Annotated in this window: 14 protein-coding genes and 1 pseudogene; 7 read left to right on the forward strand and 8 right to left on the reverse strand. The window is 64.9% G+C overall.

Going from position 1 to position 13,016, the window contains the following annotated elements; translation table 11 throughout:
• The 6 genes and pseudogenes from ACWF5H_RS02380 to ACWF5H_RS02405 form a co-directional block, all read right to left on the reverse strand.
• A pseudogene (locus ACWF5H_RS02380) lies at window positions 1-332 on the reverse strand (hypothetical protein); the annotation flags it as partial.
• Window positions 333-726: 394 nt separating this feature from the next.
• Entirely contained in the window at window positions 727-1,872 is a 1,146-nt protein-coding gene (locus ACWF5H_RS02385; protein ID WP_452034589.1) for a hypothetical protein, read from the reverse strand.
• Window positions 1,873-1,994: 122 nt separating this feature from the next.
• Window positions 1,995-3,176, reverse strand: coding sequence for an FAD-binding domain (locus ACWF5H_RS02390; protein ID WP_452034590.1), 1,182 nt, complete (start codon window positions 3,174-3,176; stop codon window positions 1,995-1,997).
• A gap of 84 nt (window positions 3,177-3,260) precedes the next feature.
• A complete protein-coding gene (locus tag ACWF5H_RS02395) occupies window positions 3,261-4,274 on the reverse strand; it encodes an LLM class flavin-dependent oxidoreductase (protein WP_452034591.1) in 1,014 nt (337 codons plus the stop codon).
• Window positions 4,275-4,321: 47 nt separating this feature from the next.
• Window positions 4,322-5,086, reverse strand: coding sequence for a glucosamine-6-phosphate deaminase (locus ACWF5H_RS02400; protein ID WP_452034593.1), 765 nt, complete (start codon window positions 5,084-5,086; stop codon window positions 4,322-4,324).
• Window positions 5,087-5,338: 252 nt separating this feature from the next.
• The gene (locus ACWF5H_RS02405) at window positions 5,339-6,427 is read right to left on the reverse strand and encodes a DNA alkylation repair protein (RefSeq protein ID WP_452035328.1); all 1,089 of its coding nucleotides are present in this window, start codon (window positions 6,425-6,427) and stop codon (window positions 5,339-5,341) included.
• Window positions 6,428-6,605: 178 nt separating this feature from the next.
• Here ACWF5H_RS02405 and ACWF5H_RS02410 point away from each other — a divergent pair, with 178 nt between their 5' ends.
• The 7 genes from ACWF5H_RS02410 (at window position 6,606) to ACWF5H_RS02440 (ending at window position 10,711) form a co-directional block, all read left to right on the forward strand.
• A complete protein-coding gene (locus tag ACWF5H_RS02410; RefSeq protein ID WP_452034595.1) occupies window positions 6,606-7,328 on the forward strand; it encodes an alpha/beta fold hydrolase in 723 nt (240 codons plus the stop codon).
• On the forward strand, window positions 7,325-7,843 hold the full coding sequence (locus ACWF5H_RS02415; RefSeq protein ID WP_452034597.1) for a YbaK/EbsC family protein: 519 nt from the start codon (window positions 7,325-7,327) through the stop codon (window positions 7,841-7,843). The genes ACWF5H_RS02410 and ACWF5H_RS02415 overlap by 4 nt, the downstream gene beginning before the upstream one ends.
• Before the next feature lie 84 nt (window positions 7,844-7,927).
• Window positions 7,928-8,434 carry a ferritin gene (locus ACWF5H_RS02420; RefSeq protein WP_452034599.1) on the forward strand — a complete coding sequence of 169 codons (507 nt, stop codon included), beginning with the start codon at window positions 7,928-7,930 and terminating at the stop codon, window positions 8,432-8,434.
• 176 nt (window positions 8,435-8,610) lie between these two features.
• Window positions 8,611-8,862, forward strand: a complete 252-nt coding sequence (locus ACWF5H_RS02425) for a hypothetical protein (RefSeq protein WP_452034600.1) — start codon at window positions 8,611-8,613, stop codon at window positions 8,860-8,862.
• Window positions 8,850-9,209: a dihydrofolate reductase family protein gene (locus ACWF5H_RS02430; RefSeq protein WP_452034602.1), complete on the forward strand. Its 360-nt coding sequence runs from the start codon at window positions 8,850-8,852 to the stop codon at window positions 9,207-9,209. The genes ACWF5H_RS02425 and ACWF5H_RS02430 overlap by 13 nt, the downstream gene beginning before the upstream one ends.
• 427 nt (window positions 9,210-9,636) lie before the next feature.
• On the forward strand, window positions 9,637-10,314 hold the full coding sequence (locus ACWF5H_RS02435) for a hypothetical protein (RefSeq protein ID WP_452034604.1): 678 nt from the start codon (window positions 9,637-9,639) through the stop codon (window positions 10,312-10,314).
• A 193-nt stretch (window positions 10,315-10,507) separates the two neighbouring features.
• Window positions 10,508-10,711 carry a cold-shock protein gene (locus ACWF5H_RS02440; RefSeq protein WP_127512273.1) on the forward strand — a complete coding sequence of 68 codons (204 nt, stop codon included), beginning with the start codon at window positions 10,508-10,510 and terminating at the stop codon, window positions 10,709-10,711.
• Window positions 10,712-10,773: 62 nt separating this feature from the next.
• Here ACWF5H_RS02440 and ACWF5H_RS02445 read toward each other — a convergent pair whose 3' ends face one another.
• A complete protein-coding gene (locus ACWF5H_RS02445) occupies window positions 10,774-11,145 on the reverse strand; it encodes a VOC family protein (protein WP_452034605.1) in 372 nt (123 codons plus the stop codon).
• Between the two features lie 129 nt (window positions 11,146-11,274).
• Window positions 11,275-12,840 (reverse strand): APC family permease, encoded by a 1,566-nt coding sequence (locus ACWF5H_RS02450; RefSeq protein ID WP_452034606.1) that lies wholly within the window; start codon window positions 12,838-12,840, stop codon window positions 11,275-11,277.
• Between the last annotated feature and the right edge of the window lie 176 nt (window positions 12,841-13,016).

Genomic DNA, 13,016 nt, shown 5'->3' on the forward strand with positions numbered 1-13,016 from the left:
GGTGCTTCCTCGACGGGAGCCTCATCAACCGGTGTCACGGGCAGCTCTTCCATCGGCGCATCCTCAACCGGCGCCTCGAGCGCGTCCTCGGCGGGTGCTTCTTCAACCGGTGGGAGCTGATTGGCGACAATCAGGTTTGGCGAGATGTACACATTCTCGGCAGTGATGGACACCAACGAGTCTTGCGTTTCGTTGACGGCCGAAGTGACTCCTGCTTGTGCAGCGGTCGGATCCTCGGCGGCCGACGCGATTCCTGCTCCTGCAGTGGTCACCACTCCTGCGGTAACCACAGCTGCTGCGAGCCGGCCGGTCTTGGCAATTCGAAACGTCATTCTTGCTCCAATTCTTTGTGGGAATGTTGCGGTTTAACCGTTACATCGCTCTTCGGGCAGTCGCAAACAAAGATGAAATTTCGGCAAATTGAGGGTCGATCGTGCTTAACGATCCGGACATGGGGCCCTATCTGTGCCACCCTGCCCCTTGCACATATCGAGGCCTCTGCATTGGTCACCCGGAGCTCCCGGGGGCAGTCGCAAAATGAGGTCCGGCTGGAACCCGGCTATCTCGCGGACGGCATCAGGCTGCCTGTTCTCGTCGGCCGGCAAATGCGGCAATGTAGCCGAAGGAGGCGTTACGGCGCTTGTGCGGCCGCCTTTGTGGAGCATCCGGAGGCGCGCTGCGGCTCCGGGGCAGGGCGGGCTGCACCAGGACTTGCGCGCCGGACGGTCAGGGTTTCTTGCCGGCCAAGATGTTCTTAGCAGCCGTTCCGCGGGTTCCCTTGCAGTCTTGCGTGTACCAGTTGACCGCAGCATTTCGATCGGCGCCCATCCTGTAGGCCATGCAGTCGGCCACCATCTCGACGCCGTTGCTGGACTTGAAGATCTTGTTCAACCGCCTGTCCATCGCGTCCAGACTGTGGCCATAGAGGCGGAAGGTGATGATGTGCGCGCACTCGTGCAGGGCGATCGCCTTGTGCTGGCTGCCCTGGTATCCCGGTGCCATTTCAATCCGGAACGAGCCGGAGTGGGCGGTGCTGGCTGACCCGCCCTTCTTCACAGTGATGATCTGGTTGGGGCAGTACTTCTTCATATAGTCATAGGAAAGCTTGCGGTACCCGGTGTAGCTGCGCGGGTTCTCGTGACGGACGGTACCGGTTTTGGAGGTCCAGCCTCTTTCGTATGCCGACGCGTTCACAACAATCCGATATTTCCGAGTGACGGTGGACTTCGTCTTCGGGGTCTTCGCAATGGCCAGGGGCGGCGTGCCGCTGCTCTTCTTCTTCCAAGAGAGCTTCTGCACGGTGACCCATTCGCCGTCCTTGCGCATTTGCAACGAGCCGGTCCGGGCAGATCTGCCGGTCCAGACGTAGACCCCGTGCCGGGCTTGGTCGCCCGCGGCCACCGTGCCTTCGGCCTCGGCGAAGGGCTTGGTGTAGTTCGAGTAGCGGTGGTGAATGGCCGAGCGGTCACGCTTCCAGATGACCTTCTGGGCCTGGCTCGCGGAAAGCGTTCTGCTGCCCTCGGTCGCCGCGATGCGCAACTGTACGGTGCCCTCTTTGGCCATCTTGTAGCCGAGCGTTGTCTCACCTTGCTCGCCCGGCGCCTTGGAGGCGACCGTCTTCCAGCTAGTTCCGCTCTTCTTCTGCAGCGCGATCCGGTATCCGGAGGACCCCGGACCATGCCAGACCGTGAACTTTTTGGACGGCTCCCAGCGGTAGCTGTCCAAGGAAGATCCGTAGAGGACGGGCGCCTCGTAGGCTGGGGCGGCAGGAATCGTCACGGGTCCCGCAGCAGCGGCCGGCTGTCCGGCAAAGACCATGAGGCCAACCGCGGTGGCGGCCGATGCAAGGGCGACGAGCAGGCGTGCGGACATGGCCTCTTCTTCCGGATGCTTTACCAAGAACGGTGCGTAGAGTCATCCGGACGGGGCAGGCTACGACTCATCGCAATCGGATTCTAGCGGCCCAAAGCGGTTCCACGGCGCAACACGGGGAATCAATCTCGCGGCCAAGGAGGAAGCTCGATCGGGTCGCGCAGACTCCGTCCCATCGCGAGCTTGGCGATCAGCGGGATTCCCATCAGGCCTAGCACGGTGTTGCGCAGCAGCAACTGTCCGCTGTTGCGTGGTGCGAACGCTGCGCCTAGGCCGATCGCCGCATCCTGCTTCACACGTACCAGCGATGCCAACCGTCGCTCGTACGAAGCGAACGCCGCCGCATGCCCGGCTCCCGGTCTCTGCAGCTCGGCAGCCAAGACGTAGGCCTCCACCATCGCGAGAGCGGACCCTTGGCCGGCCAATAACGACGGACACGCGGCGGCGTCGCCAATCAGCGCCACCCTGCCGCGCGACCACGCCGGCATCCGGATCTGGCTTGCCCGATCAAGGTAGAAGGTCCGGGCCTCGGGCATCCGCCGCAATATCTCCGAAACTTCCCAGCCGACGCCCCGCAGGCGAGTGCGGAGCAGCTCCTGCTGGGCCGCCACATCCTCCACCGGCACGTGCCCGTCATAGCGAAAGGTGAAGCAGAACATTGTCGCGCCGTCGCGCAGCGAAAAGCGGAGCGCCTGCACGCCCACCTCGGTGTGCGTCACCGCGACCAGCTCGTCACGCGGACCGTAGCCGTCCACGTCGAAGGCGGCCACCGTGATGCCGAGGTAGCGCTCGAACTCCTCCTCGGGCCCGAAAGCCAGCGACCGGACCCGGGAGTGCAGGCCATCGGCGCCGATGACGAGGTCGAATTCGCGGGGAGCGCCGCGGGCAAACTCCACGCGCACGCGCCCGCCGTCGTCGTCGAGCGCCTGGATAGTGTCGCCGAAGATCGTTTCCACCCGGCCGGCCAGCGCGTCGTAGAGCGCAGCCGACAGGTCGGAGCGGCCGACGCTGACATACCGGCCACCGGCACCGCCGATGACGTTGCGCGGATCCAGATGAGCGACCCGCCGGCCGGCGACGGACACCTCGCGCAGTTCGCGGACCCGATAGCCGTCGGCCATCAGCCGCGGGACGATGCCCATCCGGTCGGCCACCTCGAACCCGGATCCCCAAAAGTCCACTAGGTAGCCGCCCCGCCGCAGCCGGGCAGCGTGCTCAACAAGAGTCGGCTCGTGTCCGGCACGCCGCAGCCAGTAGGCGAGCGTGGGACCCGCGATCCCAGCCCCGACGATCAGCACCCGCATGCCCGCCGCCCTCAACCATGGTTCCCCGAACGGTCCCAGACTAGTGCGCGGCCGCCGTCCCCCGGAAGGCCTGCAAACTTCCGGTCAGGGAGTCCGGCCGGCCAGCCCGAAGAGGGCCGCCAAGCGTCGGTCGTTGCCGGCGAGGGCGGCAGCGTCGAAGGTGTTGGTGGTGACCATGAGTTCGTCGGCATCGGCGGCCTCCAGCAGCAGGCCGAGCCGGTCAGCCACCTGGTCCGGGGTCCCGTGCACCGCGGCGCCCAGGGTCTCGGATACGAGAGCCTGCTGCCGCTCCGGCATCGACAAGGCCCGAATGGAGTCCGCCGATTCGAGCGGCGGGAACTCCCCGCGGGTGCGGGACTGCGCCATCGCCCATGCCTCGGGCAGCAACAGTTCCCGCGCGGCTTCGGCCGAGTCGGCCACCGCCACATTCGCCGAAGCGATCACGTACGGCTGCGCGTAATAAGCGGAGGGCCGGAAGTTCTTCCGGTACCGCTCCAGCACGCCGCGGGCCAATTCCGGCCTGCGCCCGGTGAAGGCGGGACCCCCAACAACGACGGCGAGGCCCGCCTTGGCAGCGATCTCCGCGCCTCTGCCGGTGGCCAGCACAAAAGGCGGCGTTGCGCCGCCGTCGTACGGGCGGGCCGTGATGGCGGCGGTGCCGCCGAGGTAGGACAGCAGCTCGGTCAGGTCCTCCGCGAAGCGGTCCGCGGCGTCCTTGTCCTGCCGCAGCGCCGAACGCACCGCGGGCGTGAAGCCCACGGAGCGGCCGATGCCGAGGTCGATCCGGCCGGGGAAGAGCGCCTGCAGGGTGGCGGCCTGCTCGGCCACGACCAACGGCTGGTGGTTGGGCAGCATCACTCCGCCGGAGCCGACGCGGATCCGATTGGTCTGCGCGGCCACCGCGGCCATCAAAACCGTCGGGGCGGAACCGGCGATCCCGGGCACGCCGTGATGCTCGGCCACCCAGAACCGGTGGTAGCCCTGTTGTTCGGCGTGCTGCGCCCGCCGGACGGTGGCAGCCAGGGCATCGGCCGCCGAACTGCCTGCGCGGGCATTGGCGCGGTCCAGAATGGAGACGGGAATCGACGGAAGCTGCATACCAGTCACAACAGGGCCAGCCGGTGGCTATTCCGGCGGCCGCACATTCATGACGCCGCTGCGGCCCCGGCCGGCAGCAGCGAGGCCGCCTCCGGATCGGTGAGGACGGTGACGTCCGGGTGCAGTTGGAGCACGGAAGCCGGGCAGTCCGGGTGGACCGGGCCGGTCAGGGCCTCGCAGAGCGCCTCGGCCTTGTCCCGGCCCTGGACCAGCAGCAGCAACCGCTTGGCGGCGAGGATGGTGCCGAGGCCCTGGGTGATGCACCGGGTGGGGACGTCGTCGAGGCGGTCGAAGAAACGCGCATTGGCTTGGCGCGTGCTTTGGGTCAGCACCTCCACCCGGGTGCGTGAATCCAAGGCTGAACCGGGCTCGTTGAAGGCAAGGTGGCCGTTGTGGCCGATGCCCAGGATCTGCAGGTCGATGCCGCCGGCGGAGGCGATGGCCGCCTCGTAGTCAGCGGCCGCCCGATCCACATCCGGCCGGCCGGCGTCCGGCAGCAGAACCGCAGCGGGGTCGAGGCCCAGCGGCGTGATCACTTCGCGTTCGATGACCGCGGCGTAACTCTCGGGATGGCCTGCGGGCAGCCCGATGTATTCGTCCAGCGCGAACCAACGGACAGCAGACAGGTCCAGCCGGCGGCGGGCCAAGGTTTGATAGAGCGGCAGCGGGGAGGACCCAGTGGCCAGCCCGATGACGGCCCCGGGCACGTCTTCGACCAGCCCGGCGACCAGGTCAGCGGCCACGGTCCCGATCTCCGCGGCGTTGTGGTGCGAAATGCGCAGCTTGCGTTGCTGATCGACCGTGGCGCTCATGGGAGCCCCGTCAGTTTCGCCAGTCCGGTGCGGAGGGGGCGTTGGGCGGCGCCCGTTGGCGGGGGCGTGGGCAGGTCAAAGTTCATGACACGTTCCTTCATCGGTACTTGTCGCATCTGCCGGAGGCGGTTTATCCGCTGGCATAACAAAAAGAGGTTGCAGAAAGGTTATCGAATGGTGGCGGCCGGGCACCGCGATCAGTACCGGATCATGCGCTCAGCGAACCCGGGCAGGTCTGCCCGCCGCCCGCCGTCAGGTCACGACGTCGAAGCCCGCCTGGGGAGACAGGGTTCCGTTGGCCTCGACCTGGACCAAGTGACGGCCGGGATAATGCACGCGCGTGGTCATCTGCCGGAAGCCGTGTGATTTGCGGAATCGGCGCATCTCGCCCGGCGCCAGATCGGCCACCGCCAGCTTGAACACCTTCGGGGCCAGCGAGCCGTTGGCCTTGACGTAGTGCACCACGTAGTCCACCGCAACGCGCGCCGGCACCACTGCTTCATTGCGAAGCTCGACGGCGAAGCCCAGTTCCCCGGGCAGGCGGACGATGCTCTGGTCCAGTTGGGGAGCGGACACCGCCACGGCGCCGGAGGTGAAGCCCAGCGTGGCGAGGGCGCCGGGATCGGCCTTCTTCACCAGGGTGCGCAGCCCGTGCCGGACCACCCAGGCCGCGCGGTCGCCCGCCGTCGTGCTCCAGCGCTGGGCGGCGGCCACCGTTTCGGCCGGAGCATGCCGGGAAATGTCGTTCAGATGGTTGGCCACCGAGCGCCGGACGGTCTCGCTCTCATCCAGGTACAGCTCGTCGAGGATCGGCAGCGTCGCCGACGGTCGGGCGACGATGCCGGGTACGCGGACAGCCCAAGGAAGATACGGCCGAGTGCCTTCGTTGGCCAGCCGCCGGACGTGTTCGTCCGGATGCGCCGTCCAGCCGCGGATCACCCCCAGGGCTTGGTCCAGGTCCTGGATGAGCAGCCGCCGGATGGCGAACTCGCTGCTCATCCGCGGAGTCAGTTCCGCGAGCAGGGCCAACGCGTCATCGAAGGCCCGCTGGCCTCCATCCTGCAGCGCCAGAGTCACTGCGGCTTCGCCGACCGGCCACAAAAGCCAGCCGGTGAAGCCGTCATCGGCCAGGGCGGTGCGGAAAACCGCGGCGGCCCGCTCGTAGCCAGCATCCAGATCGTCGATCAGCGCCGCTGCCAGCAGGCCGGCCCGGGCCCGCAGGGCCAGCGGTTCAAGCCGGTCGCTGGCCCTCCCGAGAGCCGGCCACGCAGGCTGGTCGGCAGCCACAGCCAACGAAGTGCGCAGTTGCGCCACCGCCGACGGACCCAGCAGGTCGTTCATGATCCCCAATGCGGTCCTCCGGGTCGGCTCAGCGATACTGTCACAACCCAGCCTATGGCTCCCCGGCGGCGCCACCCGGCCGCAGCCCGCCGGTAGCGCAGTCCTTAGGACGGCAGCTGTCCTGAATTCGGCCCGAAGGGTGTCCCGGGCCACTGTCCGGGCACTAGAGTCACCAGACATGGACATCATCTTGGTACCCGGATTTTGGTTGGACGCGTCGTCGTGGTCGGAGGTGACTCCGCCGCTGGAAGCCGCAGGGCATCGGGTCTATCCCCTGACGCTGCCCGGGCTGGAGTCCATGGAGGCGCCGCGGGCGGGCATCGGCCTGCGGGACCACATCGATGCCACGCTGAAAGCCGTGGACGAGCTGGGCGGGCCGGTGATCCTGGTGGGACATTCCGGCGGCGGAGCCATCATCCACGGCGTGGTGGACCAGCGTCCGGACCGCATCCTTCGCGCCATCTACGTGGACAGCGGCCCGCTGGGTGAGGGCGGCGTGATTAACGACGAGCTGCCCGCCGAAGGGGACGAGGTGCCGCTGCCGGACTGGAGCCTCTTTGGCGACGAGGACCTGACCGATCTGGACGAGGGCCTCCGGGCTGCGTTCCGGGCCCGCGCCATTCCGCAGCCGCGGGGCGTGGCCCAAGACCCGCAGCATCTCTCCGATGAGCGGCGATTCAACGTCCCGGCCACGATCATCACGTGCGAGTTCACACCGGAACAGCTGCAGGGCTGGATCGACTCAGGTGCCCCGCAGATGGTGGAACTGACCAGTATCAAGGATGTGGAATACGTCCATCTCCCCACCGGCCACTGGCCGCAATTCACCAAGCCGGCCGAACTGGGCGAGGCCATTCTGGCCGCGGTCACCAAGACGGCGGGGGCAACGCAGGCATCATGAGCGATGCCGCCCTGCTGCCCGCGGTTGCGGCGGCGCTCGCCGAGCACGGCATGTCCTATGAGGTTTTGGCCTGCGATCCGGACCTGGCGGACACCGCTGCGTTCTGCGACCATTACGGCTTCTCCCTGGACCAGTCTGCGAACACCATCCTGGTGACGTCCAAAAAAGTGGAGCCTGCCAAATACGCAGTCTGCGTTGTGCTGGGAACCACCCGGCTGGACGTGAACAAGGCGGTCCGCGAGTTGCTGGGAGTCAAACGCGCCTCCTTCGCCGATGCGGAAACCACCCAAGCGGTAACCGGGATGGAGATCGGCGGCGTGACCGCCATCGGCACCTCGGGCCACACCGTCTACATCGATGCGGCGGTGCTGCAGCGGGAGCGCGTGGTGATGGGCGGCGGCAACCGCACCAGCAAGCTGCTGCTCAAGCCGCAGGAACTGGCCAAGCTGCCCACCGCCGTCGTTGTTGAGGGACTGGCCAAGCCCGCCGTGCCCGTCCCCGCCACCGGTAGCTGAGCGCACGGATAGCGCAGGCTCCCCTTATCTTGGCTTGCCTTACCTTGGTGGCGGTGATACAAACCGGCACATAATCTGGGAAGCATGGGACTCACAGGAAAACTTGCAGAAGCGTTTAACGACCAGGTCACGCTGGAACTTCAGGCCTCCGTGGTCTACCGCCAGCTCGCCATTGAAATGGATGCGGTCGACCTGCCCGGCATCGCCGGCTGGTTCCGGGCCCAAGCCGAGGAAGAGGTTGTCCACGCCAACAAGTTCATCGACCACATGATGGACCGCGGCGCGCACCCGAAGATCCAGGCGATCACCGCTCCCATGGTGTCCGCCGGGACCGTGCTGCAGGCGTTCGAAGCCTCGCTTGCGCACGAGAAAAAGGTCTCCGAATCCATCCGCGACCTGTACCGGCTGGCGCAGCAGGAGGGCGACATCGACTCCATCCCGCTGCTCAACTGGTTCGTCGAGGAACAGCTCGAAGAAGAAGCCACCGTCGGCGAGATCATCGGCCGCGTCAAGCTGGTCAACGACGACGGCCCCGGCCTGCTCCGCCTGGACGAGCAGCTCGGCTCCCGCAAGGCCGCCGAAGACAGCTAACGCCGGAGGCTCGCCGCCTCAACCACAACGCAAAGGACGACGTCGGTGCTCACCTGGGCGCCGACGTCGCCCCTTGGGTGGGGCAGGACCCTTGACAAGGTGCCCATTCCCGGGTCGACTCGGGCTCAAGCTGCTCGGCGAGGGGCCGAGCCCGGAGCAGACCAGGAGAATCGAGCATGAGTACGGTTGTGGTGCAGGCGTTCATCACTTTGGACGGCGTGGTCCAGGCCGGCGGCGGACCGGACGAGGACCGCGAAGGCGGTTTCGAGCACGGCGGCTGGCAGGCAGGTTACGACGATGGGGACATTGTCAGCGAGTGGGAGAGCAGGACCGAGGCGCTGCTGCTGGGCCGCAAGACGTACGAAATCTTCGCTGGCTCCTGGGGGGCGTATGGGACGAGAATGCCGAAGGCCTGTTGGGGGAGCTGACCCGCAGATACAACCGCATCCCCAAGTACGTTGCATCGCGCACGCTGACCGATCCCGGCTGGAAGAACTCGCAGCTCCTGGGCCCCGACGTGCCGGCCGCAGTGCAGCAGCTGCGTTCCGAGCCGGGCGGCGAGATCCGCGTATGGGGGAGTACGCAGCTGATCAGGGCGCTGGCCGACCACGACCTGATCGACGAGTACCGGCTGGTTGTCTACCCGCTGGTGCTGGGCGCCGGCAAGAAGCTGTTCGGCGACGGGTTCCCGCTCAGCAGGTTCAGCCTGGCCGAGTCCCGCGCCTTGCCATCCGGAATCCTGATCAATATCTACAGGCGCTCCGACGCCGGCTGAACCCGCTTGTCCGCGGCCGCTGCCGATGGGTTCAGTCGTCACCACCTAAAAGCGTGCCCATGGTCCGATATCTTGGCACCCTTCTCAGGCCCGGATCTAGAAGACGAGTTTTCCAGCGACCATCTCTAGCTCGCGTTATCGAAACTTCGGGGCCACGCGATGGCATCCCGAATCCTCAGCTGATGCCGACGTTGGTCGTTTGGTGCGAAACATTCGAATGTCGATCGTCGATGCGCAGTGCATTAGGACAATTGCTGGGATGCTTCCAGTTTTTACTTGTGCTCCGGCTCACGTATATGCTTTGCATGCTCACATCGGGATTCAAATAGGGGGAATTATGGTTCGTCGCATAGCTGCGTGCTTTTTGGCATTGTGCTTTTCGCTAGGTCTTGTAGCAGCGAGTTCGTTGCCCGCGGTGGCTGCCCCTGTGCCAACCTTAACGTCGGTTCAGGCCAAATCCGCGTCTTCTTCGGGCATAACCATCAAAAAGCTGAAAACCACGAAGGTTTCCAAAAAGTCAGGCAAGGCGACCATCAAGCCTTCGGTAAAGGCTAGCGGCAAGACGAAACTGGATTCGGCCAAGCTCACAGTGAAGCGAGGAGCAAAGACAGTAGCGAGGAATGCCTCTACCGCGTCGCTTAAACCTGGTAAGTACTCCGTGACTACGACCGCGAAGTACAGGACCTGGGTCGATAAGCCGACGGGTAAAAAGACCAAGAAGCGGACGCTGGTTTCCGACGGCAGCAAGCTTGTCCGTATGAACTGCCAAGTCGCTGATGTGGAAACCCACTTCCTTGAGGGGTTCGAGGTTGAACTAATGTTTCTCGAATGCACCGGGAATTTTGACGGTGTGTATGAGGCACGCGCCGGCTACTTCCCCTACACCGAAGAGAACATTTGGATGGATTGGGCCGGCACTAACCTCTGGGGGGATTCTTTCCCGGATGGGCCGCTCGTCCGCCCCATAATCGGGGCGAAATTCTCGACCGACGTTTACCCGCTGGAACGGAAGGTCTACAAGACCAAGTCTGTCTCGGAGACGAAAAAGGTATGGTCGAAAGTGAAGACCAAGACTTACAAGCAGACCCTGAAAGTCACAAAGTAGGCTATTGCCCTCCGAACAGGCTCCAGCTTGCCCGATGAACGCGGTCGACGCCGGCTTGACTTGGTGTGCTGCTTCCATTGAGGTCCACTGGGGTCTTGCCGCCGGTGTTCGAGGCCCTTAGGTTGGAGGTGGACGCCTGCGGGGATAGGTTCCCGACCGGGAGCCGGCGGTGCGCCCAAGAAGGATAATCAGCATGGCAACAGGCACCGTCAAGTGGTTCAACGCCGAAAAAGGTTTCGGCTTCATTAGCCAGGATGACGATGGACCGGACGTGTTCGCGCACTTTTCGGCCATCTCTTCTGGCGGCTACCGTTCCCTGGAGGAAAACCAGCGGGTGGAATTCGACGTGGTTCAAGGCCCGAAGGGCCTACAAGCCGAGAACATCCGCACGCTCTAACGACCCTAACGAACTGCGCCCCCGGATCCCTGTGGTCCGGGGGCGCAGTCGTGGAACGGTGCTTAGACGTGTTGGTCAACGATGATCGGGTTGCCGTCCGGGTCCAGCAGCATGAAGCTCGCGGGACCGGCCGTTTCCTCGTCGGCTTCCGACAGGAATTCCACGCCCTCCGCTTTCAGCTCCCGCTGGAGTCCACGCACGTCCGTGAACGAGTCGAGCGCCTCCGCGTTCTGGTTCCAGCCCGGATTGAAGGTCAACGCGTTCTTCTCGAACATGCCCTGGAAGAGTCCGATGACCGTCTCGCCGTTCTTCAGGATCAACCAGTTCTGCGTGATATCACCGCCGTGATCGCTAAAACCGAGCTTCTTGTAGAACGCAGCGGAAGCCGCGATGTCCTTAACGGCGAGGCTGATCGAAAAGGCGCCGAGTTCCATGGGCTACTCCACTCTGCAGGCTGATGAATTCCTTCCGATGATAGCCGCGGGTCAGCGGGGCCGGTGACGAATCGGGACGAGTCGATGGGGTGGCGGCAAGGAGCCGGTCATCCCTTGCTGCCTGACCGGCTACGGCTCCGGCGGGTGCCGGTGTTCCTTTCGTTCACGGACGCGCTGCTCGTGGTCCAGCCGGTGGTGTTCCTCGCGCTCGTGTTCCACCGGGATCAACTCCGGATGGTTCAGCCGCGAATGTCTGCGGCCGTACAGGAAGTAGATGGCCAGGCCGATGACCAGCCAACCCGCGAAGCGCAGCCAGGTGAGCGTGGTCAAGTTCAGCATCAGCCAGAAACACAGCACCGCGGCAAGGATCGGAACCACCGGCGAGCCCGGCACGCGGTAGGCCCGCGGCAGATCCGGCCGCTTCTTTCGCAGCACGACGACGCCGATGCTCACCAGGATGAAGGCGGAGAGGGTGCCGATGTTGATCATCTCTTCCAGCACGTCCACATTGGTGAAGCCTGCGACCAGGGCAACCAAGGCTCCAGACAGGATTTGCACCCTGGCCGGCGTCTTCTGATGCTCGGTGGTGTGGCTCAGCCAGCGCGGCAGCAGGCCGTCGCGGCTCATCGCGAAGGCAACCCGGGCGAGGCCCATCAGCAGGACCATGATGACGGTGGTGAGCCCGATCAGGATGCCGACCGAGATGACCTGCGCGGCCCAGTCTGCCCCGACGTCGATGAACGCGGTGGCAAGGGAGGCCTCATCAGCCTGCGCAAGATCCTTATAGGAGACCATTCCCGTCAGGGCCAGGGCAACCAGGATGTACAGGACGGTCACGATGGCCAGGCCACCGAAGATGCCCCGCGGAAGCGTCTTCTGCGGGTTGCGCACCTCTTCCGCGCTGGTCGCAACGACGTCGAAACCGATAAAGGCGAAAAACACCAGCGCCGCGCCTGCCAGAATGCCCAGCACACCGTACTGCTGAGGCTCAGCACCGCTGAGGAAGGAGAACAGCGACTGGGTCCAGACGCTCCCTCCGGTGCTCGCGGTGGGAACCGGATCTGGTACGAACGGCGTGTAGTTCTCCGCCCGCACGTACATGAAACCGATGACGATCACGAACAGGACAATGGCCACTTTGATGATGGTAAAAACGTTATTTACCCGGGCCGAAAGCTCGGTGCCGAGCACCAAGAGCGTGGTGAAGATGGCAACGATCAGCAGCGGGCCCCAGGTCAGCTCAAGGCCGAAGACACTGACGGTGGAGGGGACATCCATGCCGAAGAGCAGGAAAACATTGCTGAGATAGATCCCCCAGTACTTGGCGATAACAGCCCCGGCGGTGAACAGCTCCAAGATCAGGTCCCAGCCGATGATCCACGCCAGCAGCTCGCCCAAGGTCGCGTAGGTGTAGGTATAGGCGCTCCCTGCCACTGGAATGGCCGAAGCGAACTCGGCGTAGCACATGATGGCCAGCGCGCAGGTGACGGCCGCCAGAACGAATGACAAGGTCACGGCAGGGCCGGCAAAGCTGCCCGCTGCCTTCGCCCCGACGGAGAAGATGCCGGCCCCGACGGCAACCGCTACGCCGAGGATCATGAGGTCGAAGGTGCTCAGGGTGCGTTTAAGCTCCCGTCCCGGCTCCGCCGAATCCGCCATGGACTGTTCGATTGACTTGGTCCGAAAGAGGCTCATGGGACCAGTATTCTCAGGATGGCCTGTCACGGATAGCTCTTTTTTGCTGGCCAGAGCGGGGCGGACAGCCCGCAGCCCCGGCCCTGATGGCTCGTCTCATTTAGGAAGTTATTGCTTCGCAACCTCGAATACCCTCGCGTACCTGTGGACCCGCGGCTAGCCTGAGACAAACATTG

This window comes from Arthrobacter sp. NPDC055138 (assembly GCF_053607305.1).

Excerpts from the sequence above, each read along its gene's own strand:
- ACWF5H_RS02445 (WP_452034605.1), bottom strand. The coding sequence starts at position 11,145 with ATGGAACTCGGCGCCTTTTCGATCAGCCTCGCCGTTAAGGACATCGCG.
- ACWF5H_RS02440 (WP_127512273.1), top strand. The coding sequence starts at position 10,508 with ATGGCAACAGGCACCGTCAAGTGGTTCAACGCCGAAAAAGGTTTCGGC.
- ACWF5H_RS02410 (WP_452034595.1), top strand. The coding sequence starts at position 6,606 with ATGGACATCATCTTGGTACCCGGATTTTGGTTGGACGCGTCGTCGTGG.
- ACWF5H_RS02390 (WP_452034590.1), bottom strand. The coding sequence starts at position 3,176 with ATGCGGGTGCTGATCGTCGGGGCTGGGATCGCGGGTCCCACGCTCGCC.
- ACWF5H_RS02415 (WP_452034597.1), top strand. The coding sequence starts at position 7,325 with ATGAGCGATGCCGCCCTGCTGCCCGCGGTTGCGGCGGCGCTCGCCGAG.
- ACWF5H_RS02420 (WP_452034599.1), top strand. The coding sequence starts at position 7,928 with ATGGGACTCACAGGAAAACTTGCAGAAGCGTTTAACGACCAGGTCACG.
- ACWF5H_RS02405 (WP_452035328.1), bottom strand. The coding sequence starts at position 6,427 with ATGAACGACCTGCTGGGTCCGTCGGCGGTGGCGCAACTGCGCACTTCG.
- ACWF5H_RS02425 (WP_452034600.1), top strand. The coding sequence starts at position 8,611 with ATGAGTACGGTTGTGGTGCAGGCGTTCATCACTTTGGACGGCGTGGTC.
- ACWF5H_RS02395 (WP_452034591.1), bottom strand. The coding sequence starts at position 4,274 with ATGCAGCTTCCGTCGATTCCCGTCTCCATTCTGGACCGCGCCAATGCC.
- ACWF5H_RS02450 (WP_452034606.1), bottom strand. The coding sequence starts at position 12,840 with ATGAGCCTCTTTCGGACCAAGTCAATCGAACAGTCCATGGCGGATTCG.
- ACWF5H_RS02400 (WP_452034593.1), bottom strand. The coding sequence starts at position 5,086 with ATGAGCGCCACGGTCGATCAGCAACGCAAGCTGCGCATTTCGCACCAC.
- ACWF5H_RS02385 (WP_452034589.1), bottom strand. The coding sequence starts at position 1,872 with ATGTCCGCACGCCTGCTCGTCGCCCTTGCATCGGCCGCCACCGCGGTT.